At 28.5% G+C, this 24,631-nt stretch carries 29 protein-coding genes; 17 read left to right on the top strand and 12 right to left on the bottom strand.

Annotation, left to right across the window (positions count from 1 at the left end):
- Nucleotides 1-457 precede the first annotated feature (457 nt).
- The 3 genes from NNC19_RS14580 (at nucleotide 458) to NNC19_RS14590 (ending at nucleotide 3,988) form a co-directional block, all read left to right on the top strand.
- Nucleotides 458-2,218, top strand: a complete 1,761-nt coding sequence (locus tag NNC19_RS14580; protein ID WP_310939395.1) for a WG repeat-containing protein — start codon at nucleotides 458-460, stop codon at nucleotides 2,216-2,218.
- A gap of 73 nt (nucleotides 2,219-2,291) precedes the next feature.
- On the top strand, nucleotides 2,292-3,314 hold the full coding sequence (gene splB / locus NNC19_RS14585) for a spore photoproduct lyase (protein ID WP_310939396.1): 1,023 nt from the start codon (nucleotides 2,292-2,294) through the stop codon (nucleotides 3,312-3,314).
- Nucleotides 3,315-3,421: 107 nt separating this feature from the next.
- Entirely contained in the window at nucleotides 3,422-3,988 is a 567-nt protein-coding gene (locus NNC19_RS14590; protein ID WP_310939397.1) for a DUF6143 family protein, read from the top strand.
- A 54-nt stretch (nucleotides 3,989-4,042) separates the two neighbouring features.
- Here the strand turns inward: NNC19_RS14590 and NNC19_RS14595 are convergent, their stop codons facing one another.
- Both NNC19_RS14595 and dapF read right to left on the bottom strand, forming a co-directional pair.
- Nucleotides 4,043-4,480 (bottom strand): GNAT family N-acetyltransferase, encoded by a 438-nt coding sequence (locus tag NNC19_RS14595; protein ID WP_310939398.1) that lies wholly within the window; start codon nucleotides 4,478-4,480, stop codon nucleotides 4,043-4,045.
- Between the two features lie 20 nt (nucleotides 4,481-4,500).
- Nucleotides 4,501-5,358, bottom strand: a complete 858-nt coding sequence (dapF, locus tag NNC19_RS14600) for a diaminopimelate epimerase (protein WP_310939399.1) — start codon at nucleotides 5,356-5,358, stop codon at nucleotides 4,501-4,503.
- 227 nt (nucleotides 5,359-5,585) lie between these two features.
- Here dapF and NNC19_RS14605 point away from each other — a divergent pair, with 227 nt between their 5' ends.
- The 3 genes from NNC19_RS14605 to NNC19_RS14615 all read left to right on the top strand — a co-directional run bounded on the left by NNC19_RS14605 (nucleotide 5,586) and on the right by NNC19_RS14615 (nucleotide 7,409).
- Nucleotides 5,586-5,924, top strand: a complete 339-nt coding sequence (locus NNC19_RS14605; RefSeq protein ID WP_310939400.1) for a PadR family transcriptional regulator — start codon at nucleotides 5,586-5,588, stop codon at nucleotides 5,922-5,924.
- The gene (locus NNC19_RS14610; RefSeq protein WP_310939401.1) at nucleotides 5,921-6,589 is read left to right on the top strand and encodes a hypothetical protein; all 669 of its coding nucleotides are present in this window, start codon (nucleotides 5,921-5,923) and stop codon (nucleotides 6,587-6,589) included. The genes NNC19_RS14605 and NNC19_RS14610 overlap by 4 nt, the downstream gene beginning before the upstream one ends.
- 85 nt (nucleotides 6,590-6,674) lie before the next feature.
- The gene (locus tag NNC19_RS14615; RefSeq protein WP_310939402.1) at nucleotides 6,675-7,409 is read left to right on the top strand and encodes a Fic family protein; all 735 of its coding nucleotides are present in this window, start codon (nucleotides 6,675-6,677) and stop codon (nucleotides 7,407-7,409) included.
- A gap of 127 nt (nucleotides 7,410-7,536) precedes the next feature.
- Here NNC19_RS14615 and NNC19_RS14620 read toward each other — a convergent pair whose 3' ends face one another.
- Nucleotides 7,537-8,049 carry a hypothetical protein gene (locus NNC19_RS14620; RefSeq protein WP_310939403.1) on the bottom strand — a complete coding sequence of 171 codons (513 nt, stop codon included), beginning with the start codon at nucleotides 8,047-8,049 and terminating at the stop codon, nucleotides 7,537-7,539.
- A 178-nt stretch (nucleotides 8,050-8,227) separates the two neighbouring features.
- Between NNC19_RS14620 and NNC19_RS14625 the strand changes: the two genes are divergently transcribed.
- From NNC19_RS14625 to NNC19_RS14640, 4 genes are read left to right on the top strand one after another with little or no spacing between them, the layout of a single operon-like run.
- Nucleotides 8,228-8,920: a response regulator transcription factor gene (locus tag NNC19_RS14625; RefSeq protein WP_310939457.1), complete on the top strand. Its 693-nt coding sequence runs from the start codon at nucleotides 8,228-8,230 to the stop codon at nucleotides 8,918-8,920.
- On the top strand, nucleotides 8,913-10,691 hold the full coding sequence (locus tag NNC19_RS14630) for an ATP-binding protein (RefSeq protein ID WP_310939404.1): 1,779 nt from the start codon (nucleotides 8,913-8,915) through the stop codon (nucleotides 10,689-10,691). Before NNC19_RS14625 ends, NNC19_RS14630 begins: the two co-directional genes overlap by 8 nt.
- Nucleotide 10,692: 1 nt before the next feature.
- The gene (locus tag NNC19_RS14635; RefSeq protein ID WP_310939405.1) at nucleotides 10,693-11,106 is read left to right on the top strand and encodes an SHOCT domain-containing protein; all 414 of its coding nucleotides are present in this window, start codon (nucleotides 10,693-10,695) and stop codon (nucleotides 11,104-11,106) included.
- 54 nt (nucleotides 11,107-11,160) lie between these two features.
- The gene (locus NNC19_RS14640) at nucleotides 11,161-11,841 is read left to right on the top strand and encodes a peptidoglycan-binding domain-containing protein (protein ID WP_310939406.1); all 681 of its coding nucleotides are present in this window, start codon (nucleotides 11,161-11,163) and stop codon (nucleotides 11,839-11,841) included.
- A gap of 73 nt (nucleotides 11,842-11,914) precedes the next feature.
- On the opposite strand, the gene NNC19_RS14645 is transcribed toward NNC19_RS14640, so the two are convergent.
- The gene (locus tag NNC19_RS14645; RefSeq protein WP_310939407.1) at nucleotides 11,915-12,247 is read right to left on the bottom strand and encodes a hypothetical protein; all 333 of its coding nucleotides are present in this window, start codon (nucleotides 12,245-12,247) and stop codon (nucleotides 11,915-11,917) included.
- Between the two features lie 270 nt (nucleotides 12,248-12,517).
- Here NNC19_RS14645 and NNC19_RS14650 point away from each other — a divergent pair, with 270 nt between their 5' ends.
- Both NNC19_RS14650 and NNC19_RS14655 read left to right on the top strand, forming a co-directional pair.
- Nucleotides 12,518-12,655: a hypothetical protein gene (locus tag NNC19_RS14650; protein ID WP_310939408.1), complete on the top strand. Its 138-nt coding sequence runs from the start codon at nucleotides 12,518-12,520 to the stop codon at nucleotides 12,653-12,655.
- A gap of 5 nt (nucleotides 12,656-12,660) precedes the next feature.
- Nucleotides 12,661-14,193 (top strand): methyl-accepting chemotaxis protein, encoded by a 1,533-nt coding sequence (locus NNC19_RS14655; protein ID WP_310939409.1) that lies wholly within the window; start codon nucleotides 12,661-12,663, stop codon nucleotides 14,191-14,193.
- Between the two features lie 63 nt (nucleotides 14,194-14,256).
- On the opposite strand, the gene NNC19_RS14660 is transcribed toward NNC19_RS14655, so the two are convergent.
- From NNC19_RS14660 to NNC19_RS14685, 6 genes are read right to left on the bottom strand one after another with little or no spacing between them, the layout of a single operon-like run.
- Nucleotides 14,257-14,463 (bottom strand): DUF1657 domain-containing protein, encoded by a 207-nt coding sequence (locus NNC19_RS14660; protein ID WP_310939410.1) that lies wholly within the window; start codon nucleotides 14,461-14,463, stop codon nucleotides 14,257-14,259.
- Between the two features lie 22 nt (nucleotides 14,464-14,485).
- Nucleotides 14,486-14,839 (bottom strand): stage V sporulation protein AE, encoded by a 354-nt coding sequence (spoVAE, locus tag NNC19_RS14665; protein WP_310939411.1) that lies wholly within the window; start codon nucleotides 14,837-14,839, stop codon nucleotides 14,486-14,488.
- Between the two features lie 19 nt (nucleotides 14,840-14,858).
- Complete coding sequence (gene spoVAD / locus NNC19_RS14670) at nucleotides 14,859-15,860, bottom strand: stage V sporulation protein AD (RefSeq protein WP_310939412.1); 1,002 nt, start codon at nucleotides 15,858-15,860, stop codon at nucleotides 14,859-14,861.
- Entirely contained in the window at nucleotides 15,861-16,340 is a 480-nt protein-coding gene (spoVAC, locus tag NNC19_RS14675) for a stage V sporulation protein AC (protein WP_310939413.1), read from the bottom strand. It lies immediately after the preceding gene.
- Nucleotides 16,341-16,353: 13 nt separating this feature from the next.
- Nucleotides 16,354-17,214, bottom strand: coding sequence for a DUF421 domain-containing protein (locus NNC19_RS14680; RefSeq protein ID WP_310939414.1), 861 nt, complete (start codon nucleotides 17,212-17,214; stop codon nucleotides 16,354-16,356).
- Nucleotides 17,215-17,228: 14 nt separating this feature from the next.
- The gene (locus tag NNC19_RS14685) at nucleotides 17,229-17,435 is read right to left on the bottom strand and encodes a DUF1657 domain-containing protein (RefSeq protein ID WP_310939415.1); all 207 of its coding nucleotides are present in this window, start codon (nucleotides 17,433-17,435) and stop codon (nucleotides 17,229-17,231) included.
- A 286-nt stretch (nucleotides 17,436-17,721) separates the two neighbouring features.
- Here NNC19_RS14685 and NNC19_RS14690 point away from each other — a divergent pair, with 286 nt between their 5' ends.
- Entirely contained in the window at nucleotides 17,722-18,441 is a 720-nt protein-coding gene (locus NNC19_RS14690) for a DUF421 domain-containing protein (RefSeq protein WP_310939416.1), read from the top strand.
- A gap of 41 nt (nucleotides 18,442-18,482) precedes the next feature.
- Here NNC19_RS14690 and NNC19_RS14695 read toward each other — a convergent pair whose 3' ends face one another.
- On the bottom strand, nucleotides 18,483-20,123 hold the full coding sequence (locus NNC19_RS14695) for an MFS transporter (protein ID WP_310939417.1): 1,641 nt from the start codon (nucleotides 20,121-20,123) through the stop codon (nucleotides 18,483-18,485).
- Between the two features lie 112 nt (nucleotides 20,124-20,235).
- Entirely contained in the window at nucleotides 20,236-20,787 is a 552-nt protein-coding gene (locus tag NNC19_RS14700) for a TetR/AcrR family transcriptional regulator (protein ID WP_310939418.1), read from the bottom strand.
- A 572-nt stretch (nucleotides 20,788-21,359) separates the two neighbouring features.
- Between NNC19_RS14700 and NNC19_RS14705 the strand changes: the two genes are divergently transcribed.
- The 4 genes from NNC19_RS14705 to NNC19_RS14720 all read left to right on the top strand — a co-directional run bounded on the left by NNC19_RS14705 (nucleotide 21,360) and on the right by NNC19_RS14720 (nucleotide 24,585).
- Nucleotides 21,360-22,091: a YoaK family protein gene (locus tag NNC19_RS14705; RefSeq protein WP_310939419.1), complete on the top strand. Its 732-nt coding sequence runs from the start codon at nucleotides 21,360-21,362 to the stop codon at nucleotides 22,089-22,091.
- Nucleotides 22,092-22,211: 120 nt separating this feature from the next.
- Nucleotides 22,212-22,607 (top strand): hemerythrin family protein, encoded by a 396-nt coding sequence (locus NNC19_RS14710; protein ID WP_310939420.1) that lies wholly within the window; start codon nucleotides 22,212-22,214, stop codon nucleotides 22,605-22,607.
- 38 nt (nucleotides 22,608-22,645) lie between these two features.
- Nucleotides 22,646-23,137, top strand: coding sequence for an HD domain-containing protein (locus tag NNC19_RS14715; RefSeq protein ID WP_310939421.1), 492 nt, complete (start codon nucleotides 22,646-22,648; stop codon nucleotides 23,135-23,137).
- 164 nt (nucleotides 23,138-23,301) lie between these two features.
- Complete coding sequence (locus tag NNC19_RS14720) at nucleotides 23,302-24,585, top strand: homocysteine synthase (RefSeq protein ID WP_310939422.1); 1,284 nt, start codon at nucleotides 23,302-23,304, stop codon at nucleotides 24,583-24,585.
- Nucleotides 24,586-24,631 lie beyond the last annotated feature (46 nt).

The following is a 24,631-nucleotide window of genomic DNA, read 5'->3' on the forward strand; positions in this document are numbered from 1 at the left end:
AATTTATATGTTTTTATAAAGTAAAGACAAAAGAGATATTTTCAGGAATGAAAATATCTCTTTTGTCAACGGTCTGAAGTCATCTCAAAAGAGATGACTTCTTTGTTGTTATTATATATTAAAAAATTCACAAGAGTTTTTATCAAAATACTCAATTAGGTTATTAGGACAAGAGTCCTATAAAAAAAGGGACTAAAGATATCTAGTTTAATAAATAAAGAAAAGCTATAATAAAGTCATGGTAATAAACCTCTTGCTTCAAGTAAGTTAACCCATAGCTTACAATTAGATTCCCACCTAAGAGGAGCAAGTAATATTTTTTTATCGTTTGCAGTATATATAGAAGAAGTCACCTCAGGAGAGGTGACTTCTTTGTTGTTATAATTAAAAACATAATAACAATAATTAAATAAATAGAATACTATAATAATCATAAATAAATTAGGAGCAGTATTCAATGAAGTTAAGAGAGGAAAAAATTAAAGTTAAGCTATATCCTGCTTTAAAAAATATTATATCAGGAAAAGTTTATGGATACATTGATGAAAAAGGAACTTTTATTATAGAGCCTAAGTATAAAAATGCTTATGATTTTAATGAATATGGAATAGCTATAGTTGAAGAAAATGATTTAACAGGAGCAATAAACTTTAAAGGAGATTATGTTATTAATCCTATTTATGAGAGTATTACACCTTTTAAAGAAGGTCGTGCTGTGTATGTTTTAAATAATAAAGTTGGAGTTATTGATGAAAAGGGAAATATAATTACTAAAAAAAATTATAATTACATCAGTGAATTTAATGAAGGAATGGCAGTTGTAAGCATAACTAGGAATGAGGAATCCTACTATGGATATATAGATAAAGATGGCAATGAAATAGTGTCTCCTAAATATTTAACAGCAAATGAATTTAAAGATGGAGTAGCATTAGTTAAGATTAAAGAGAATGAATATGCTTTAATAGATAAAACAGGAAAAGTTACTAATACCTATGATTATGAATATGTTAGCCAGTATGGTGATGGATTAATGGTTTTTACTAAATCTTTTGATGATTCTTACGGATATATAAATAAAGAAGGAAAAGTAGTAATTAAGCCAGTTTACAAGTTTGCCACAGGATTTAATGGTGGAATTGCAGTAGTAAGTACAGAAGAGCCAAACAATTTTAAATATGGTGCTATTAATACAAATGGAAAGTATATCTTTACACCTATTTATAGTGAAATAAAATATTTAGGAGAAGGAAAAGTTGCATTAGGAATGCCTTTAGGGGGAGAGAATAATATAAGTTCAAGCATATTTGCTATAGGAGATACTACTGGTAAGACCTTAACAAATTTTGAATATTTAGAAGTAGGTAATTATGAAAATGGAGTAGATTATGCATCAGATAGTTTGTATACATTTTTTATAGATGAGAATGGAAAGAAAGATAAAAAGCTACCTACAGTTAAGGGAAGTGGAGAATTAAAGATTAAAGATAACATAATACTAGCTAATATAGATTATTCTCCATATTATTTAAGCAAATCAGGAGAAATAATTTATAGACCTAATGAGACTATAGAGCTTGGCAATAAGTATTCAATCACAAGAATTAAATATAAACCTAATATAAATTATTTAATATATTATCCAGAAGTTAATGAAGCATCAAATAAAAAAGTTGAAAATAAAATAAATATAAAACTAAAGGAAATGTCATATTTCAAACCTAATAATAGTGATGGAACCATAAGTAATACAGATATTAAAACAGAGGATGTCCTAGAATATAACTATTATGGAGATTTTACAGTGAATTTTTTTAAGAATAGCTTATTAGTTATTGATATTTCAGGATATTATTATTTCTTTCATGCTGCGCATGGAATGCCATATAGAAAGACTCCTAATATAGATTTAGCTACAGGTGAGTTTTATGAATTGGGAGATTTATTTATAGGAGGAGTAAATTGGGTTGGAGAAATAAATAAAATTATTGATAATATGATAAAAACTGATAAGCAGTATGACTATGTCTTTCCAGATACTTTTAAGAGCATAAAGGCAGATCAAGATTTTTATGTTGATGAAAATAATATATATATATATTTTCCTCCATATGAAATAGGGCCATATGCAGCAGGATTTGTAACTTTCACAATACCATTTAATGAAGTGGATAATATTATCAATAAAGAAGGGGATTTTTATAAAGCATTTAATTAGTATAATATTAAATTAGCTTTAGTAAATAATAATTCTATAGGAAAAACTATGATGACAAAAAGGAGCAGAAATTATGTTTAAACCTAAAAGAATTATTTTTGAAAAAGGGTCATTAGAATATGATGTATCTAAAAGAATTTTTGAAGAATTTAAAGATAAACCTAATGTTGAAATTATAAACTTGAATTCAAATAGATTGAAAGAACATATTCCAGGAGAAAATTTATTTTCTCAATATAGAGAAGGCAAGAAAACTTTAGTTGTTGGGACAAAGAAGAGTTTAAAGTTTCAATCATGTAAGCCATCTGCTCATTATCAATTACCATTAGTATCAGGATGTATGGGTCAATGTGAATACTGCTATTTAAATACACAATTGGGAGATAAACCCTTTGTAAAAGTACATGTTAATATGGATGATATTTTAAATCAAGCTGAAAAATATATAGAAGAAAGATTACCTGAGACAACCATATTTGAAGGAGCTGCTACATCTGACCCTATACCAGTTGAAGCTTACACTCATTCACTAGAAAAAGCTATTTTGTTTTTTGGCAATAATGAAAATTCTAGATTTAGATTTGTAACAAAATATAATGATGTAGATTCATTGCTTAATCTGGAGCATAATGGGCATACAGAAATAAGATTTAGCATAAATACATCACATGTTATAAATCAATATGAAAACTTTACTGCTTCTCGTGATAAAAGATTAGAAGCAAGTTTTAAGGCAGCAAAAGCGGGATATCCAATGGGATATTTAATTGCACCAGTTTTTATTTATCCTAATTGGAAAGAAGAATATCATGAATTATTATTAGAATTAAAGGATAAACTTCCAAGTGATTTAAAGTATCCAGTAACATTTGAAGTTATATCTCATAGATATACAACAATAGCTAAGAATCGAATTCTTGAAGTATTTCCAGAGAGTAGTTTGCCTATGAAAGATGAGGAGCGTAAATTCAAATTTGGACAATTTGGATATGGAAAGTATGTATATGGTAAAGAAGATTTAGGTGAAATAAAAGAATTTTTTAAAACTGAAATAGAAGAGTTATTTGTAAATAAAGAAATAAAATATATTATATAGTTACATTGGACTAAGAATTAGGTTTCTTAGTCTTTTTTTATGTCTCTAAAGTCATATTGTCACCATATGTTAACTATAAAAATATAATGAATAGAGGGGGAATTTCAATGAATGATATAATTTATAGAAATATATATGAACCACTTTTGAAAAATGTTAGTACTCCAATTGAATTATATGAATCTATACTTGGAAAATACTTTATTGGATATGCTGATAATTTAACTTTTGGAAGCAATAATACAAGTGCTTGGGCTAGATTGTACAATCCTATAGGCTCAGGGGTTATTTTACATGTAAATGTATGGACTGTAACAGATGTTTTAGGATCAACTTTTCGTGCACAATTTTGGTTTAATGCAAGTCCACCTAAATCTGATGTTAAACAAGCTCCTATAACTCCTACAAATTTAGTTATTAAGCCAGCACCTAAGCCAAAGGTAAAATTAGAATATGCATCTAATGTTATTGGAAATCCTACAGGAGGAATAAAAGCTTTTGTTAGGAGAGCTCAGTCTGAAACAACATTAGTGGAGAGTGAAAATGGGAAAATAATGATTGGTGAAGGTGGAAACTTTTTAATATTTTTATCAACTCCAGAAACACAAGAAACTGCTGAAGGTAGAGTAGCTTTTGGCTGGTGGGAAGAAAAAGTCTATAATAAATGTAAATAGAAAAATACCACTAGAAGGGGTGCAGTTCAATATAATATTTTCTAGTGGTATTATTTATAGATATTTTTTAAAACCTTGGACAGCATCAATATCATATCCTACTGCTTGATAAAATTTATGAGATTCTTTTCTATAAGATGATGATACCAGCATGGTATAAGAACAATTTCTTTTGAGAGCATAATTTTCAAGATATTGTATTAAAATCTTTCCAACTCCAAGATTCCTAAAGTTACTTTTAACTATTACATTTTCTATAACCATAAATGGACGACAACCACCAATAATATCTTGACATATAATACCAAGTATAGAACCAACTAAATTATTGTTGCCATCTCGTGCTCCTAATAAAATGTAATTATCATTTGAATCTATCCATTGAAAGGTATTTTTCATTTTTTCAAGATTTGCTTCTACATATAAAAGTTCCTTATATAAATCTGCTAAGCTTTCTAAATCATTAGTAGATATTCTAGCTATACTAACCATACCTGTATAAATCTCCCTACTTAAAATTGTATTAATTCTTTTATAAATTCATCAGATAAGCTTATTGAACCAATAGTTTTTACTGGACCTGTCATATATACTGAGCCATCAGGTTTTATTTCTATATCAAGATTTCCTCCTGGCATATGAACAGTAACCTTATTATCAATAAGTCCTAACCTATAAGCAGCACTTGCTGCAGCTGAACTACTGCTACCAGATGCAAGTGTGTAACCAGCACCTCTTTCAAAAATTTCAATTTGAATATTATTTCTATCTAAAACCTTTAATAGTTGCATATTTATTCTATTTGGAAAGTTATTAGAAGTTTCAACATATGGACCTAATTCACATGCAAGTTCCTTTGAAATATTGTCCATAGGGATTACACAGTGTGGATTTCCAATAGATAAGCATGTTGATTTATATACTTTATCATTAAAAATCATAGGCTCATCAATAACTTCTCTAGCAGGCCCAGATACTGGTGTTTCAGTGCTTAAAAAAGTTGTTTTTCCCATTGAAACCTTTAATAAATCTCCACTTTTAGATAAATAGTGAACTTCAACATCTCCACCTAAAGTAGATAAAGTGAAAGAGTTACCTGTTACATATCCTGCATCCTTTAGATATTTTGAAAATATCCTTACTCCATTTCCACTTTTCTCAGCTTCACTACCATCAGGATTGAATATACGCAATTTAATCTTGCCATCTTCTAAAATAGGACCAAGTAGGATTCCATCAGAACCAACTCCAAAATTTCTATGACAAATTAATTTTATTCTTTCAGAATTTAATTTTAATCCATTTTTATTAGGATCTAAAACAATATAATCATTACCTAGACCATGATATCTCTCAAATATAACTCTCATTTCAATACCCCTTTATGATTTATAAGATTTAATTTCTGTAAATTGTGAATTGGATTATTTATATTATATAAAGCATTTTTAATCAATCACATAGGAATAAGTGCTAATGATATTGCAAAAAGTGTTTTTTAAATTGTATATGGTAATTATTGACTTAAAGACTATCTTGCAGTACAATATAGTTAAGGTAACTTGTAGTACAAGATAGTTAAAGAGGTGATTAAAACTTGGCAGATAAATCTCAATTCTTTAGAGGAACTTTAGAAGGCTGTATATTGAAGATCATTAGTGATGAAGAGGTATATGGTTATGAAATAACAGAAAGATTAAAAAAGTTTGGACTTGATGAAGTTAGTGAAGGAACTATATATCCTTTACTCTTACGACTAGAGAAAAATGGTTTTGTTAGTTCAATAAAAAAAGAATCAGCCTTTGGACCAAAACGAAAATATTATAACTTAACTGAGTTAGGAAAAGAAGAACTAAAGAGTTTTTATGAAAATTGGAATATGCTTAAAAATAGTATAGATATGGTATTTGAGAATTATGGAGGAAATTCAAAATGAGTAAAGTAGATGTCTTAAGAAAAGAAAATAATGAATTTAGTAAAAACCTAACTAAAGAGAATTATGAAATATATTTTGAAATGATTTGTTATTTAAGAGTAAGCAAGCTAAACGAAGAAGTGCAGGAAGAAGTTATAAGTGATATATTAAGAATATTTCTAGATTGCCAAGAGCAAGGAAATTCAATAGAAAGTGCAATTGGAGAAGATTTTAAAAAGTTTGTTGATGAAATAATATTAGCAATGAATCCTAGAATAGTTGTATTTGATAAGTTAAAAGAATGTTTTAAAATTTTTATTCAAGCTAGTTGTATACTGCTGACTATAGATTTAATATCTATATATTTACCTAAAATGATAAAAGGTAACTTCAATCTGAATTATGATTATACATTAGATATGTTAATGCAGGAGTTTCTAATTATTATTTTAAGCATAGCTATTGTAAATTATATCTGTAAAAATAGTTTTGATATTACAAAAAAGCAAATATTTAAATGGAAAAAGATTATTATAGTATGTAGTTTCAGTCTAGGCTTTATAATACTATATGTATTAACATTTTTGTTGAAAAATATAGAAGTAGTATCAATAAATGTGTATTATATCCTTCCAATACCAATTATATATTGGGGATATATAGGATTAAAAAAAGTAACAAAATAAAAATGTATTAAAACTGTTAAGTTCACAAGAGAATGTGATATATTTAACTTAAATGGACATAATCATATTAGGTAGGAGTGAAGTTATGTTTTTAGAAATAGATAGAAAAAAGAAATTATTAGATAGTAAAAGACCTTTAGATAAAGAAGCATTAAATAACTTGAAAAAATATTTTGATGTAGAATTAACTTATAATTCTAATGCGATTGAAGGAAATACTTTAACAATAACTGAAACAAAAGTAATACTTGAAGATGGATTAACCATAGGAAAAGGAAAAAGTCTTAGAGAGCATCTTGAGGTAATTAATCATAAAGAAGCAATAGATTATATTGAAGATATAGTAATTAAGAATTTAAACATATCAGAGGGGGTAATTAAGAATCTTCATTATATAATATTAAAAAGTATAGACAATAAAAATGCTGGAGAGTATAGACAAAGCAATGTTTTGATTAGTGGTAGTAAGCATAGACCAGTGGAACATTATTTAGTAAAAGAAAAAATGACAGAATTATTAGAGTGGTATAGTGGAAACAAAGATAAAATACATCCAATAGAGTTGGCAACAGAATTCCACTTTAGATATGTTTATATTCATCCATTTATAGATGGAAACGGAAGAACAGCAAGACTTTTAATGAATTTAATTTTGATGAGAAATGGATATCCAATAACAATAATAAGAAATGAGGATAGAGATGAATATATGAAAGCTCTTGAATCTGCAAGTATAGAGAATAATTTAGAAGATTTTTTGAAAATTGTTTCAAATGCTTTGGATAGAAGTTTGGACACATATTTGTATATAGTTAAATAAGTGAAACCATATATATGGAAATATTCTTCACCATATATATGGTAATATTCTTGAGAATATATATTCTTTAGAATATGCTGGGAAAATGCCAGCTGAAGCACTTCAAATCAAATTTATCTTTAGATAATTATTCATTAGTGCAGTTTCCAGTACCTCTCATACCTCCAGACATATGTCTTTCTTTTCCATTACCATTTTGATTTCTCATTTCACCAGGAACCCCTATACAATTTTCAGCGTTATTCTTTAAAGTTTCTTTTATAGAATCTCCTTCTTCTTTAGTTATAGTTCCATCGGTAGCAGCTTTATCAATAGCCTTGTTTTTTTCTTCAAGTACAGCAGCCTTAAAGTCAGACTCTGACATACCTTTATCCTTAGCTAAATCATAAACTGTCTTTTCAGAGTTTAATCCATTTGATATTTCTTCATCTGTCATACCAAGTTTATTCTTTAATATAGATTCAGTAAAATCGTATCCTCTCATACCAGTAGCTCTTTTAAGTCCTGCTTTTTGATGAGAGCTAACAGTAGTAGAATTTGATTGAGTAGCGTTATTAGAGTCATTACTTGCATATGCTGTTATTCCTAATCCCATTGTAAGAGTTATAGCTAATCCTAAAATTAATTTTTTACCTTTCATTTTTTATTCCTCCTCGTTTTTGCTTTGAATTTGTTGGGCATACTAAAATGATAAAACAAATTTTAAATTGAAAAGTGTCCTAAGTGTGAAATAATAAGACATATTTAAGACACAAATTTAATTAATATAACTGATAAAATTTAGATATATATTAAAGGATTTAAAGAGGGTGATAAAAATAGAAAAGAGTATTTTAATAGCTGATGATAACATGGAAATTATTAGAATTTTGAAGCCTTATTTGGAAAAAGAAGGCTTCAATGTGATATTTGCACTTGATGGAGAAGAGGCAATGCTAAAGTTTAAACATTATAATCCTGAGTTAGTTTTATTAGATATTATGATGCCTTTAATGGATGGAATAGAAGTCTGTAATAGAATTAGAAAACAATCCAATATTCCAATTATAATGATAACTGCTAAAAGTGAGGATGCAGATAAGATTCTAGGTTTAGATTCAGGAGCTGATGATTATATTGTAAAGCCATTTAGTCCAGGCGAAGTTATAGCAAGAATAAAAGCAATACTTAGAAGAATTAATCCAATTCAAAATAATAAATTATCTTTAATTAAATTAGATTCACTTGAAGTAGATATTGATAATTATTCAGTTAAATTAGATGGAAATGATGTTAACCTTACAAAAAAAGAAATTGAAGTTTTGTGGATGCTTGCAAGTGCCCCAAACAAGATGATAAAGAGAGATGATTTACTAGATAATATATGGGGGATAGATTACTTTGGAGATCCAAGAACAGTTGATACTCATATAAAAAGAATAAGAGCAAAATTAAAATTAAATAGTGAACAGAGTTGGGATATTAAAACTGTTTGGGGAATGGGATATAAATTTGAGGTAAAAGATGATTAAAAGAAATATTACATTCAAGTTAACTGTTGGATTCTTATCAATAGTCATAATATCAACACTTATATTAGGATTAATTTCATTAAATACATTTAAAAATAATATATATGAAATTAAAAAAAATAATATGAAAAAACATGCTTTAGCTATATCACAAACACTTGAGCCATATGTTGATGAAGCTGCTAATCGAGATGAGTTTGTGAAAATTATAAATTTATTAGGAGTAATTGATAATTCAAAAATTTGGATTATTAACACTGACAAGGAAATTATAACAGCAGGAGAGAATCAGAATAGAAATGTTAATTTTATTGATGATACAAATGTAAAAGAAGATTATTCCAGTGCTATAGATAAAGCTTTAAATGGAGAAGTGGAAGAGCTGGAACAGTACAATTCTTACTATCAAGAAGAAATGATTACAATATTAACTCCAATAAAAAATAATAATAGGATTAGTGGAGTGGTAATGCTTAATTCTTCAATAAGTGATTTATCAAATTCTATGAATAAATTTTTTGTTCATTTAATTGAAATATTATTTGGAGAAATAATTATTATTGGTATTATAGGATACTATTTTTCAAAAGGAATTTCTAAACCAATAATGAAGATAAATAATGCAGCTTTAGAACTTGCAAGAGGACAATATGGAATAAAAACAAATATATATCAAAAGGATGAAATAGGTGAGTTATCAAGTTCTTTTGATTTGTTATCATTAAAACTAAAATATACTATTGAAAAATTGTCAGAAGAAAAAAATAAGTTAAATAATATTATAAAAAGTATGAGTGATGGTATTTTAGCTCTAGATTTAGAATTTAATTTAATCAATATAAATAAGTCAGCTAAAAATATTCTTTCAATTAGATCAGAGAATGAAGTATTGAAGATACTATCAAATATAGAGATTAAGTCACAATTTGAAATTATAAGTGAGAGAAAATCTGTAATTAAGAAATATGAAGATAAAACATTAGAATTAACTATATCACCAATAAAAAGTAGTTCTAATGATATATTAGGTTGGGTAATTCTTATTCAAGACATAACTGAGAAAGAGAAACTTGAGCAAATGCGCAAAGATTTTGTATCAAACGTTTCACATGAATTTAGAACTCCATTAACTATTATAAAAGGAAATTTAGAGTTAATTCTAGATGGCATAATTAATCCAGAAGATATAATGGAAGTATGTAGTACCATTATAAAAGAGACCAATAGACTTGAAAGAATGGTTAAAGATTTATTAAACTTAAGTAAATTAGAATCAGGGAACATAGATACAGAGATTACAAAGATTGATGTTAATATGCTAATAAATGATACATTAAGAAGTCTTAGAGTGCTAATAAGAGAAAAAAATATTGATTTACAATTGTTGCTTTCAAATGAGTTGCTTAATTTAATGAGTGATTATAATAAATTAAAACAGCTACTTATTATATTTTTAGACAATGCAATTAAGTTTTCAAAAGTTGAAGGAAGACTAGATGTAATTACATATAAAGATAAAAAAAATATTTATATTGAAATTAAAGATTATGGAGTTGGAATTCCTAAAGAAGATATTAAGTATTTGGGAGATCGTTTTTTCAAATCAGATAAATCTAGAAGAGCAAATGTAGAAGGAACTGGACTTGGGCTTTCAATAGCAAAAAAGTTAGTGAAAGTTTTGAATGGTGAATTAAATATAGAAAGTGAGTTAGGAGAAGGAACAAAGATAATAGTATCATTACCAATTATAAATGATGGGGAGGAAGTATAATATGATGCGGAGTTATCATATGAGGATGGGGTTTTATGGGTTTTATGTTTTGATATTTTTTTTAATAGTATTTAGTGTATTAATATATTTATTATTAAGGAAGAAGTCAACACCAAGTCCTTTTATAATAAAATTAATTGATATATTAAAAGAAAAATATGCATCAGGAATTATTGATGTAGATGAATATATGGAGAGAAAATCTATAATTCAAGATATAAAATATACAAATTCATATATACCATTACTTCTTGAAAGGTATGCTAATTGCAAAATAGATACAAAGGAATTGGAAAAAATTAAATATGATATTGAAAATAAAAATTTAGATATAGGAATTATTGAAAAGTTAGTTAAGGGTGAAATACCATATGATAAATATAAAGATGATTTTCATAAAAATAGGTTGAACTAAAAAGTGAATAATTCATATTATGAAATGAGAATTGTTTTTTTTGGAGGAAGACTTTTGGCTATAGTATATATTTATAATGAAATCTATAATAGGATAGAAAAATATTATAGAAATGAATATGATCCTGTACCATATAGTATAGGAACTACATTAACTGTTGGAGAATTCAGAGGATCATCAAAATCTAGTGTTTTGTGGACCAATAGAAAAACTGTTGATTCATGGAATGTTTTTAGACGTTCATGGGGTAGACCAATATATGTAGGTTATGCATTTAAAAGAATCTGGGAGGGTGGTCATTCAGATCAGTCTCAGCATTATGCAGGAACAGCTTTTGATATGGGACAAACGCTAAATTCAACAGACAGGGATAGGCTTAGAAATTTTGCAAGTGCAGCAGGGGTTTGGAGTTATGTAGAACCAAAGTCTTTGACACCAACATGGGTGCATGTTGATGATCGTTTTGGGCTTCCTGCATGTTCAGCAGGTGGATTTCCAAGTATAGTTATAGGAAATAAAGGAAATTATGTTTTTATAGTACAAGATGCATTAAATGCATTAGGTTATAAAGTAGCACTTGATGGAGTATATGGGGTAAATACAGAAAATGCAATTAGAGCTTTTCAAAAAGCGAAGGGGATAAATGTAAATGGAATAGTAAATTGTGGCACATGGACAAGATTGACAGATGCTGCAAATGGAATAGGACGAACATCAACTGTTGTTTCCCCATAGGATATATATTGATAAATTAAAAAAAGAGCATGTCTCAAAATTACTATATAGGTAATTTTGAAACATGTTCTAGTTATTTTTTCTTAAATTTAAATGCTTCTGAGTATCCTCCAAATCCTTGGAAGTTAATTTCTCCATTTTCATAAGTAATTGAAAGGTTTTCTTCAAGAGCTGGGAATGTTATTTTTCCATTTTCAAACTTTCCATCAAGGGTACCATCATCACCGATTAAGGCAATTGAAGCTTTATTATTTGAATCTATAGAAATAGAAATTTCTACATCCTCTTCGCTTATTGCAATCCAGTTTCCTTCATAATCAGATTTACTTGGAGCACAAGATACCATAAAAAGTGTACTTAAAAGAACTATAATAACTGAAATAATAGAAATAAGTTTTTTCTTCATATGTTTTTTTTCTCCGTTTTTTTGACAAAATAACTGCAATTTTGCTGTTTGCTTATAAATTATAACAAAAGGTTAAATTTAATTCAAGCACTACAATAAAATAAAATTTTTAGGTTTCAGAAAAATATGTTTGGAGCCTTAATTTTTTGCGATTTAAACATAAGAGATTTGAAGTGAAAATTTTATAGTTAAGATTTTTGAATTCATTACGATAAATTGGTATGAGAATTATTATTACTAAAGATTGATTCGAAAAACAGGAGGATACAAATGATAAAACTACTTAATAATTTAAAGATGAGGGCAAAATTTATTTCATTAACTACTTTCTTAGCCTTATTTATTGGAGTTGTAGGATATATTGGATTAAACAATATGAATAAAATTCTGATGTTAGAACAGCATTAATTAAGATGGCTTATAAGGAAAGAAAAGATTCTGGTGAGAATGAAGAAATAGTTAAAGAGGTAGATGACTTAACAGGAAGAATTAATGAATTGTTTAAGAGTGTAAAAAGTGAAAATGAAGGGGTAAGACAGAACAAGAGTGAAGAAGATAGGCAAAATGATAAAGAAACATTTGAAAAGATAGAAAGTGCCTCAAAAACATATTTAGATATGGCAAAAAAAGTTACTAGTTTAGGGGCTTCAGGAGAATTAAGAGAAGCTCAAAAATCAATTTCATCAGCATCAAGTGCTAGAGCTACTTTATTTGAAGGATTAGGAACGCTTAATGATAATGCAGTAAAAGAAGCGGATTTAATATCTGCATCAAATGTAGATACATACAATAGAGCTAAATTAATAATGATATCTATAGCAGTGTTTGGATTTATAGTTGCAATGATATTAGGATCATTTATAGCGATTATTATATCAAAGCAAATAAAGAAAGCACTTTTATTTGCTGAAGATCTAGGAAATGGTGATTTAACCAAAGATGTAGAGATAGATTCAAAAGATGAAATAGGGGATCTTGCCAAGGCATTAAACAAGGCAAAAGACAATATGAAGGAGCTCTTATCAGAAATAATAAATGGGACTAGTAATATGAATGCTGCTAGTGAAGAGTTATCAGCTACTGCAGAAGAAGTATCTTCAAGTATGGATGTAGTTAATGAATCTACTGAATATATAACTAGAGGTATTCAAGATTTAAGTGCAACAACACAAGAAATTACAGCATCAACTGAAGAAATAGCAAATGAAACTGATATCTTAACTAATAAGGCTAATGACAGCTTTAAGTCAGCCATTGAAATTAAGGAAAGAGCAAAGGAAATTAGAGAAAAAGCAACTAAGAATATAGAAAAGGGTAACGAGATATATGAAAAGAATAGATTAAATATTTTAAATGCAATAGATGAAGGGAAAGTTGTAAAAGATATAACTGTAATGGCAGATTCTATTGGAGATATAGCAGAACAAACAAATCTTCTAGCATTAAATGCTGCTATAGAAGCTGCAAGAGCTGGAGAAATGGGTAAAGGTTTTGCTGTTGTAGCGGATGAAGTAAGAAATCTTGCAGAGCAATCTTCACAAGCAGTTTCAAATATTCAAGATATGGTAAGTAAAATTGAATTAGCATTTTCTAATTTATCAAATAGTGGTAAAGAAGTTTTAGACTATCTTGAAACTGGAGTAAAACCAAGTTATGAACTTCTTATGAATGTAGGAATTCAATATGAAAAGGATGCAGATTTTGTGAATAATATGGCAAGTGATATAGCTGATTCATCCAAACAAATGAAAATTGTTATAGATCAAGTATCTGTTGCAATGGAAACTTTATCTTCAACTACAGTTGAATCAGCAACAAGTTCTGAAGATATATTAAGAAAGGTAAATGAAATAACAACCTCTATGGATGAGGTGTCAAAGGCATCTCAAAGCCAAGCTAAAATATCAGAAGATATAACAGTAGCAGCTAGCAAATTTAATGTTTAAAATATAAAGTGATAGAGAGGATATATTCCTCTCTATTCTCTTGCAATAAAAATTTGCAAGTTCCTATTTTTGCTTATATTGAGGTTCTTGTTCCTCTATAAATTGTTGTCTTTGTTTTAATGTTTCAAGTGAGCAGTCAAGTTGATCTGCAATTTGTTGAAATTGTTGTTTTGCTTGCTTATCTTGAGTTTCTAAAGCAAAAGTTTTCATTGTAGCTGCTGCACTTTGAATACCAGCTATTGCTTGTTGCATTTGAGTTCCAACTGTCATATAATACACCTCCCTTCAAATATCAACCTTTAGGTTTAAATAATAATGATGCTATAAATGAAAAAATTATTGCAGTAGAAATACCAGCACTAGTTATTTCAAATAGACCAGTAAGTACACCAATAATTCCAGTTTCTTGAGCTTCCATCAAAGCTCCTTTTACAAGAGAGTTTCCAAAACTACAAATTGGAACAGAAGCTCCTGCACCTGCAAATTTTATTAATGGTTCATATAATCCTAGACCACCAAGTATGGCACCTATTACAACTAATGTACTCATAGTATGAGCAGGAGTAAGCTTGAATACATCCATCATTATCTGACCAATTACACATATTAGACCACCTACACAAAAAGCCCAAATAAATGTCATCAAGTTAAATCAACACCTCTCTTTATATTTCTATAGATACAGCATGAGCTATACAAGGGATGCTTTCTTTTTGTTGATATGATAAAGGGGACATTAAAGCTCCAGTTGCAATAACTAATATTCTTTTTAATTCACCCTTTTTCATACGCTTTAGAAAATGACCATAAGTAACAGTAGCAGAGCATCCACATCCACTTCCACCAGCAATTACGGGTTGATCATCCTTATAAATTAAAAGTCCACAATCTGTAAAGATATCAGAAGGAATTTTAAGTCCATGTTTATTCAATAATTCTGTAGCAATTTTATGACCAACTTTCCCCAAATCCCCAGTAGCGATAAGATCATAATAGGATGGATCTATATTTAAATCTCTAAAGTGAGCTTCTATTGTATCTACTGCAGCAGGGGCCATGGCAGCTCCCATATTATATGGATCTGTAAGACCCATATCAACTACTCGACCAATAGTAGCACAGTTTACTCTAGGGCCAATACCTTCTTGAGCTATTAATCCAGCACCAGCACCAGTTACTGTCCATTGTGCAGTAGGAGGTTTTTGGGCACCATATTCTGTAGGATATCTAAATTGTTTTTCAGAAGTCATATTATGACTTGAAGCTCCTGCAAGTACATATTTAGCAGCTTTACTATCAATAAGTAAAGAAGCTAAAGCAAGACTTTCCATTGAGCTAGAGCAAGCACCAAAAACTCCTAAGTATGGTATACCTAAAGTACGTGCTGTAAATGTACTAGAAATTATTTGATTCATTAAATCTCCACTGATAAAAAAATTTACATCTTCTTTTTTCATATTAGCTTTAGTAACAGCTCTTTCAGCAGCTTGCTCTAATAACTTTTGTTCTGCCTTTTCAACACTGTCTTGACCAAGCCATACATCTTCATGTAGAAAGTCAAAGTCTTCACTTAATGCACCTTTAGCCTCAAAAGGACCTCCAACTGCAGCAGAAGATATTATTACTGGTTTAGAATCAAAAATCCATGTTTGATGACCTTTTAGCATTTACATCCCACCTAACCATTTGATTGTTAATTTTATAATTGTAACAACAAAAGCTGAAAAAGCTCCATAAACTATTACTGAACCAGAAAGTTTAAACATATTTCCACCTACGCCTAAAACATAACCTTCACTACTATGTTCAATAGCAGCAGAAGCCATAGTATTTGCAAATCCAGTAATAGGAACAGCAGTACCAGCACCTGCCCATTGAGCAATATGATCAAATACTCCAAAACCGGTTAATAAAATTGAAATAATTATTAAAAGAGCAGAAGTAGGAGCTCCAGCAGATTCTTCTGTAAATCCAAAATAAGAAACAAAAAAATATTGAAAAACTTGACCTATGGTACAAATAATCCCTCCTACTAAAAAGGCTCTTAAACAATTCTTGATAACAGGACGTTTAGGTTCTATTTCTTTAGCTAAATCTTGAAACTCTTGTTGAACGGGAGTAAGTTTTTTCTTTTTTTTATTAGACAAATTACATCACCTTCTAACGTAATAAGTATGGTTCTAGACTATTCATTATCTGTTCTAATTTTTTAGCATCAGTTGAATACATATCTTTAGCTTTTTGATTATTTGTTTCTAATGAGAAAGAAATACAATCAGCTTGAGCTTTAGATATATTTGCATAAAGTAACTCTTTAATCTGAGGGCTAGGAAGATCTATTGAATCATCAAATAAATCAACATATAAATCTCCAGAAGAATCTATTTGAGCTATAAATACATTATCTAAAGATACGCCTAAGGTTGATAATTGAGTTTTTAACCATTCCTCAGTTAAACCTCTATTACATAAAGATTCATGCAATATATTTCCATCCATGATTACTACCTGAGGTTCAGATAATGGTGCAACTTTTTGTTTTAAATCATGAGCAGTTAATGGCTTTTTATCTGATTTCAATAAAGCATTAATTTCTCCAGTAGATTCCATAACTGCAAATTCTACATCAGCTAAGTTAAAGATATTTTTTGTTCTTAATGCTTTAAGTAATTCTTCACCAGTAAACTTTACATCCATTAAGTTTTCTTCCATAATCTTTCCATTCTTAATTAGAACAGTATCTTTTCCATTTACAAGGTCATGAACCCATTTGCTTTTTAAGGATAAATAATCTAGAGCTAATGAAAATACCACCCAAAGGGCTAATGATAAGAGACCAAAAACAAAATTTTCTATTAAACCTAATGAGATAAATGAAGAAATAATAGCAATTACAACATAACTTACAAATTTGAAAGGCGTTATATTTGATAAGTTTACTTTTCCCATGAGTCTAATTACAGCAAAAGTTAAAAAGAATATAATTGAAGTTCTTAGTAGAACTATAATCCAAGGTTGCATAATCTCTTCCTTTCTTAATTTCCTTTATATTGTGGTTCTTCAAACTCTAATGTTTTAATTCTATTTTCAATATCATTAATAACTGATTCAGTAGTTTGAAGAGCTTTTTTATATGCCATAACTTCATCTTTATTGCTACTTTGAATTGAATAAATTCTTAAAGTACTTTCGATACCTTTCAAATTAGCTAAAGTTTGTTTTACCTTTGACCCTACTGTCATTTACAATCAACTCCATAAATAAATTCATGAATTTAGTATTATCAGAGTTTGGCAAGAATATACGATTATTTAAGTTAGGGACTTGTTATTTTTTTGATTGTCCCTTATATCTTTTTCTTCTTATATAAAAAGGACAATATTGCAAATACTGAAATTATAAATAAAATTGTAACAATAGTTTTTATTCCTAACGACATAATAATTCCTCCTGCATAATTTTTTATAATTTGTTTAACTCTATTAGTATTAAATGAATGAAAAAAATATATACGAAAGAGTGATGGGAATGGAAGAAATAATTGATATAGTATTACAAACACTTATAGCTTTTTTTGCAATACTATTGATTACTAGAATTTTAGGACGCCAACAAGTAGCACAATTAACACTATATGAGTATATAAATGGTATTACATTTGGTTCTATTGCAGCTACTGTAGCAACAGATTTAGGGCAGGCATCAAGAGGACACATTGTAGGATTATTTTTATTTGGAATTTTAACTTTTATTATGTCTTATGTCTGTAAGAATAGTAGAACTTTTTCAAAGATAATTGATGGAGAGCCTGTTCTTGTAGTACAAGATGGGCATATTTTTGAAAGAAATTTATCCAAATTTCAATATACAGTAGACGACTTAAATCATTTATTAAGAAAAAAAGATATATTTAATCTTCAAGATGTTAAGTATGCAATTTTAGAAACCACAGGAGAAGTAAGTGTTTTAAAGGTTGCTAATAAGGAAAATATAAAAGTGGAAGATATGAATTTACAGGTAGCACAAGAAGAATTAGTTACAGATATCATAGTAACTGGAAAGATAATTTATGATAACTTAGAAAAAAGAGGAGTATCAGTTAATTGGTTAACTAGTCAGTTAAAAATGATGGGAGTAAAAAATATAGAAGATGTTTATTACGCAACTTTAGATAATAATAAAAAGATATATATTGATTATTTTAGTGATAGAATATCAAATCCTGTTGATATTACTGAAAAAAGTTAAATTAAAAACAGACTTACTTTTGGGTAAGTCTGTTTTTAGGGTTAAGAAGCTTTTTCTTCTTTTGAATTTTTATTTAAAAATAGAGTTGCTATTAATCCAGCAGCAGCAATTATAGCAGCAGCTATAAACATATTTCTATAACCAGAATTTACAACACTTTGAAATGTATCTACAATTGAACTACTAATAGAATCAAGTGCATTTATTACAATAGGTTTTACTTGAGGTGGTAAAATGCTTTCAAATGCTGTTTTTAGCATATCAACAACAGTTGTTACATCTGCATTCTGAAGTGATTTGAAAGCATCAGTACTTGTGTTTCCAGAAGAAGGAATTGGCATACCATTCATGGAGGATGATAAACTAGATTGAACAGTATCCATTAACTTAGTTTGTAAAGTCTTAGAGGCTTCTACTACAAAACCTATCATTACACTTGGCGAAATAGCAAGTCCTATTGAACGCATAAGTGACATTGTAGCAAGACCAGAGGCACTCTCTTCTTTAGGTACAGTTTTAAGAACCAAATAGTTAAGGGGTGCTCCCATAGTAAAACCAACACCAAGGCCCATTAAAGCAAGACCAATAAATACACTTATAAATGTAAGGAATTTAGTAGCTATAAATCCAAGGAATAAGGTTCCACATATAGTGAAAGTAAATCCTATAGATAAAACAAAACGAGAACTTTTCTTATCAATAAGTTTACCGCTTATAGGGGCTGCAACTCCAGAGAATAGTGCTAATAGTGTTATTAAATAACCACCACTTCCAGCCTTTAATTTTAGTACATTTTCAGAAAATTGAGGTACAAATATCATACCCATCATACCAACACCAACTATAAATGATATGATTAAAATTACTAACATTTCTTTGGTTTTAAAGTATTTAATATTTAGTACTGGATCTTTTGCTTTATTTTCTACAAATACTAATATTGGTGTAAGAATTATAAATATAATTAAATAAGGATAAACATTGGTTGATTTTATACTTTCTATAAAATTAAAGAAATCTAAATTAGTTAATGCATACATAATGCTAGCTATAACTCCACCAAGTGTAATTGAACCTAAAAGATCCATAGGTCTTTCTTCAGATGATTTAGAATTTTCCAAGCTAGTGCTCAATAACAATATAATAATACTTATAGGTACATTAATAAAGAAAACCCATCCCCAATTAGATGAACCTGCTATATCAATTATAGTACTACCTAAAGTTGGACCTAATATATTACCAACTCCATAAATCATTCCAACTAGCCCTAATGCTGAACCTCTTTTTTCTTCAGGAAAACTATTACCAATTACAGCATTAGCTATAGGCATTATTCCACCAGCACCAATTGCTTGTATAGCACGAGCGGCTAGAAAAAAACCAAATGTTCCATAAAAGTTTGAGATACCACATAAAAGGGAACCAATACCAAAGGTAGCTATTCCAAAAACATAGGCTTTTTTATAACCATACTTATCACCTAGTTTACTAACTATAGGCATCGATATAGCATATATTAGAGTATACAAGGTTATCATCCATGTACTAAGACTTTGATCAATTCCAAAGCTATTTTGAATTAATGTTCTTGCAGGAGAAACAATACCTGTATCAATTGCTCCCATAAATATTCCTAGCATAAATAGTATAAGAATTAAAGTTTTATTTTTTTTAAGCATAGAAATTCCTCCTTTTATTATTTTTTAAATTAAATGAACGATGTTCATTTAAGTTCATAAAATTATTCATATCAAATATCTAATATGAATAATCAGTGGTTTTATATTGTTACTAAGAACAAAGATAATCTTTAATTATTTTCTCAAAATCATCATAATTAAACTGTTTCATTTGAGACATCATCATAAAATTTAGAATTAGAAATTTAGCAAGTATATATGAGCTCATAGAAAAGTTTATATTTTTTTTATCTTTTTCTTTTTCAATTATGTGTTCGAGTCTTTGTGTAAGTTTATCTAAGAAAATATTTTTCCTATTTATACCATCAATAGTATATTCAGAAGAAGTGTTTTTTATCCATACTTCCTTAAATGTATCAACAAAAAAAGCCATATCATTAAAAATTTTATGCAGTTTTGAGAAAAAATCACTTGAAGATTTATCTGCTTCATCTACTAGAGAAAGATATTCATACCAGTAATTTTCAATTAAATCAATAGTTAAATCTTTTTTTGTAGGGAAGTAGTTATATATAGTACCAACTGCAATACCTGATTTCTTTGAGACTTCTCTCATAGTTAAGTTTTCAATTCCCTCAGTAAGAACAATATCCTTTGCGTATAATAGTATGGATTCTTTTGGGTTTTCTAAAATCTTTGGCATAATCTCACCTCTTTATGAACTGTGTTCATTATAACTCCAATAATTTTTTGTGTCAAAGATTTATTAAAGAAATATAATAAAATGAGCTATCCTAAAATAGAAAGTTTGAATTCGTCCTATTTTAAGATAGCTCATTTTATAATTGGTATTATTTATTAGCATTGTTCATGAAGGATATCTTCCATATTTGTAACATGTTATCAGGGTTATTTTTTGGAAGTTACCCATGTTAATTGGGTCTTTGCTAAGGAAACTATTAGAGTTAATTTCCTTAATTATAAGATTGAGTAGAAAACATAGTTTTCATAAATCAATGTTAATTGTATACAAGCACAAAATAAAAATAACATTTTCGTATATGCCTGTAAAGGTTTTAGTCGTGAAAGTGAAATATTATGTCGTAAGATAAAAAGTTCAAGCCAAAAACTATGATGAAAATACATAAATTTGTGTTAATTCAAGAAATATTTATAAGGTTTAAATACATTGGAATATATCAGCAATAATCAGCCTTTATATAAATGCAATAGCTGATAAAATATTATTAGAGTAAATAAAAGGAGATATTTAAATTGTTGATAGAAAAGTTTCAAAAGAAAAAAATTAAAATCCATACAATTACTTCTCAGTCTCTTAGACTTGGGATACTTCTTGCACTAGTAGGTGGTTTTTTAGATTCATATACATATATAACTAGGAATGGAGTATTTGCCAATGCTCAAACAGGAAATATTGTAATGGTAGGAGTTGAAGCATCAATTGGAAATTGGGGTCAAGCATTATTGCATGTCCCACCTATTATTGCCTTTATATTAGGAGTTATAGTAGTAGAAAAAATTAAAAACATATATGTACATAAAGAAATAATAGATACAGAAAGAGTTATACTAGGTATTGAAATATTAACATTATTTTTTGTGGGATTTATATCTATTTCAGTTCCAGACATAATAGTTACAGTAATAATTTCATTTGTTGCTTCACTTCAAGTTCAATCCTTTAGAAAATTGGTAGGGTCACCATATAACACAGCTATGTGTACAGGAAATTTACGTACAGCTTCACAAGTTGCATATGAAGCAATAAAGGATGGAGATAGAAAAAAAGCCATTAAGGCAATTAGATATGGAATTATTATAATTTCATTTCTTATTGGAGCAATAATAGGAGGAGCGATAACTTTAAAGGTTGGAATAAGGGCTGTTTGGGGTGCAGATGTAATATTAGTAGCAGCATTTATTTTATTTAATTTGGATGAATACAGAATAAAAATAGGGAAGATGACAGTGAGAACAGTTGAATAAGTATTAATAATTATAGAGCAATAAGCAGAGAATATACAAAGAAGATACTATAATGTATAATATAAAAAAACTATGATTAATTTTAGGGTAATATCTTTATTTAATGAGGGGTGTTTTATTATGTATGAGATGAAAGATGAATACAGAACAGGGATTAAATCTATTGATGAACAACATGAAAAGATTTTTGAAATAGCAGATAAAGCTTACACGTTATTAAAAGATGATTTTACAGTTGATAAGTATGATAAAGTAGTACAATTAATGGAAGAACTTAGAGAATACACTAAATTTCATTTTAAAGAAGAAGAAGCTTATATGGAAAAGATAGGTTTTAAAAGGATGTTTACTCAAAAAGTAGAACATGAACAATTTATTAAAAAATTAGATAATATGGATTTAAGTTTAATTGATAAAAATCAAGATCAATATATTATGAATATATTACAATTTTTAAGTGATTGGTTAGTTGAACATATTCAAGAGAAAGATATGCTTATTGCAAAGCAAGAATAATATGGTTTAAAATGGATAATGCAGTGGAGGAAAATGTTATGATTAATAGAACTAGTGAAGTAATAGAAAAGATGATAAAATATTATAGTTTAGACCCAAGGAGAGTTAATCATTTTTTAAAAGTATACTCTTTTGCAAAATCCATTGGAGAATTAGAAAAACTAGATGAAGAGACTAAATATATTTTGGAAGTATCAGCTATAGTTCATGACATTGGAATAAAGGTTAGTGAGGAAAAATATAATTCATCAGCTGGTAATTATCAAGAAATAGAAGGTCCTCCTGTGGCTAAATTTATGCTGTCAGAGTTAAGTTTTGATGAGGATATTATAAATAGGGTATGTTATTTAGTTGGTCATCATCACACTTACAAAAACATAGATGGAATAGATTATCAGATACTTATAGAAAGTGATTTCTTGGTAAATATTTATGAAGACAATATTGGAGAAGAGCAAATTAAATCAATTAGAGATAAGTATTTTAAAACCAAGACAGGAATTCAATTTTTAAATAATATATATTTGTAAAGATAGAGGTAATAACCCTCTATTTTTTTGGCCAAAATTAACAATTATTTATTGACAGTATAAGTTAATATTGATACAATCGTATTAAACATATAAAGTTACTAAGTGTTTAAATTTTGAACTTAAAAGTATATAAAAGCTTTTAAAAATTGGGGAGGTTTAAAATGAGTAAAAATTACAGATTTGAAACACAACAATTGCATGCAGGGCAGGTACCTGATCCTACAACAAAGTCTAGGGCAGTACCAATATATCAAACAACATCATATGTCTTTGACAATACAGAGCAAGGAGAAAATCTTTTTGGGCTAAAAGAAAGTGGAAACATTTATTCAAGAATTATGAATCCAACTAGCGATGTATTTGAGCAAAGAATAGCAGCTCTAGAAGGTGGAGTTGGAGCATTAGCAACAGCAAGTGGTTCAGCAGCTATTACTTATTCCGTATTAAATATTGCTGGCGTTGGGGATGAAATTGTTGCAGCATCAACATTATATGGTGGAACCTATAATTTATTTTCAACAACACTACCAAAACTCGGGATAAATACAACCTTTGTAGATCCAGATGAACCAGAAAACTTTGAAAAAGCAATTAATGAAAAGACTAAAGCATTATATATAGAATCAATAGGAAATCCAGGAATTAATGTAGTTGATATAGAAGCAGTAGCCAAAATAGCACATAAACATGGAATCCCTTTAATAGTAGATAATACTTTTGGAACACCATATTTACTTAGACCAATAGAATATGGTGCAGATGTAGTTGTACATTCAGCTACCAAGTTTATTGGAGGACATGGAACTTCAATAGGAGGAATAATTGTTGATGGTGGTAAATTTGATTGGACACAAAATAATAAATTTCCAGGATTTACTGAACCAGATGCAAGTTATCATGGATTAAGATATGCTCATGATATTGGAGCAGCAGCTTATATTACAAAAGCACGTGTACAATTACTACGTGATACAGGAGCTTGTATAAGTCCATTTAATTCATTCTTATTATTACAAGGGCTTGAAACTCTTTCTCTTAGAGTAGACCGACATATTGAAAATACTAAAAAGATAGTAGAATATTTAAAATCTCATGAACAAGTATCATGGGTAAACTATCCTTCTTTAGAAGGCAATAAATATTATGAGTTATCTAAGAAGTACTTACCAAAGGGGGCAGGATCAATTTTTACCTTTGGAGTAAAAGGTGGAGAAGGAAAAGCTCGTAAATTTATAGATAGCTTAGAAATATTCTCTCAACTTGCAAATGTAGCAGATTCTAAGTCATTAGTAATTCATCCAGCTTCAACTACACATCAACAATTATCGGATGAGGAACAAAAGGGTGCTGGTGTTACAAAGGATATGATTAGAGTTTCTGTAGGAACAGAGCATGTTGATGATCTTATAGAAGATTTAGAAAATGCATTTAATAGCATAAAGTGAAACTTTTCAGGTGGAGTTTTAACTCCAGCTGAATTTAGTTGAACTT

It is taken from the genome of Clostridium sp. SHJSY1 (genome assembly GCF_031626875.1).
Lineage (GTDB): Bacteria > Bacillota > Clostridia > Clostridiales > Clostridiaceae > Clostridium.

Excerpts from the sequence above, each read along its gene's own strand:
- NNC19_RS14645 (WP_310939407.1), bottom strand. The coding sequence starts at position 12,247 with ATGAAGAAAAAACTTATTTCTATTATTTCAGTTATTATAGTTCTTTTA.
- NNC19_RS14660 (WP_310939410.1), bottom strand. The coding sequence starts at position 14,463 with ATGACAGTTGGAACTCAAATGCAACAAGCAATAGCTGGTATTCAAAGT.
- dapF (WP_310939399.1), bottom strand. The coding sequence starts at position 5,358 with ATGAGAGTTATATTTGAGAGATATCATGGTCTAGGTAATGATTATATT.
- NNC19_RS14720 (WP_310939422.1), top strand. The coding sequence starts at position 23,302 with ATGAGTAAAAATTACAGATTTGAAACACAACAATTGCATGCAGGGCAG.
- NNC19_RS14590 (WP_310939397.1), top strand. The coding sequence starts at position 3,422 with ATGAATGATATAATTTATAGAAATATATATGAACCACTTTTGAAAAAT.
- NNC19_RS14680 (WP_310939414.1), bottom strand. The coding sequence starts at position 17,214 with ATGCAACCTTGGATTATAGTTCTACTAAGAACTTCAATTATATTCTTT.
- NNC19_RS14580 (WP_310939395.1), top strand. The coding sequence starts at position 458 with ATGAAGTTAAGAGAGGAAAAAATTAAAGTTAAGCTATATCCTGCTTTA.
- NNC19_RS14715 (WP_310939421.1), top strand. The coding sequence starts at position 22,646 with ATGATTAATAGAACTAGTGAAGTAATAGAAAAGATGATAAAATATTAT.
- NNC19_RS14695 (WP_310939417.1), bottom strand. The coding sequence starts at position 20,123 with ATGCTTAAAAAAAATAAAACTTTAATTCTTATACTATTTATGCTAGGA.
- splB (WP_310939396.1), top strand. The coding sequence starts at position 2,292 with ATGTTTAAACCTAAAAGAATTATTTTTGAAAAAGGGTCATTAGAATAT.
- NNC19_RS14700 (WP_310939418.1), bottom strand. The coding sequence starts at position 20,787 with ATGCCAAAGATTTTAGAAAACCCAAAAGAATCCATACTATTATACGCA.
- NNC19_RS14620 (WP_310939403.1), bottom strand. The coding sequence starts at position 8,049 with ATGAAAGGTAAAAAATTAATTTTAGGATTAGCTATAACTCTTACAATG.
- NNC19_RS14650 (WP_310939408.1), top strand. The coding sequence starts at position 12,518 with ATGATAAAACTACTTAATAATTTAAAGATGAGGGCAAAATTTATTTCA.
- NNC19_RS14710 (WP_310939420.1), top strand. The coding sequence starts at position 22,212 with ATGTATGAGATGAAAGATGAATACAGAACAGGGATTAAATCTATTGAT.
- NNC19_RS14630 (WP_310939404.1), top strand. The coding sequence starts at position 8,913 with ATGATTAAAAGAAATATTACATTCAAGTTAACTGTTGGATTCTTATCA.
- spoVAD (WP_310939412.1), bottom strand. The coding sequence starts at position 15,860 with ATGCTAAAAGGTCATCAAACATGGATTTTTGATTCTAAACCAGTAATA.
- NNC19_RS14690 (WP_310939416.1), top strand. The coding sequence starts at position 17,722 with ATGGAAGAAATAATTGATATAGTATTACAAACACTTATAGCTTTTTTT.
- NNC19_RS14685 (WP_310939415.1), bottom strand. The coding sequence starts at position 17,435 with ATGACAGTAGGGTCAAAGGTAAAACAAACTTTAGCTAATTTGAAAGGT.
- NNC19_RS14615 (WP_310939402.1), top strand. The coding sequence starts at position 6,675 with ATGTTTTTAGAAATAGATAGAAAAAAGAAATTATTAGATAGTAAAAGA.
- NNC19_RS14655 (WP_310939409.1), top strand. The coding sequence starts at position 12,661 with ATGGCTTATAAGGAAAGAAAAGATTCTGGTGAGAATGAAGAAATAGTT.
- NNC19_RS14595 (WP_310939398.1), bottom strand. The coding sequence starts at position 4,480 with ATGGTTAGTATAGCTAGAATATCTACTAATGATTTAGAAAGCTTAGCA.
- NNC19_RS14610 (WP_310939401.1), top strand. The coding sequence starts at position 5,921 with ATGAGTAAAGTAGATGTCTTAAGAAAAGAAAATAATGAATTTAGTAAA.
- NNC19_RS14635 (WP_310939405.1), top strand. The coding sequence starts at position 10,693 with ATGATGCGGAGTTATCATATGAGGATGGGGTTTTATGGGTTTTATGTT.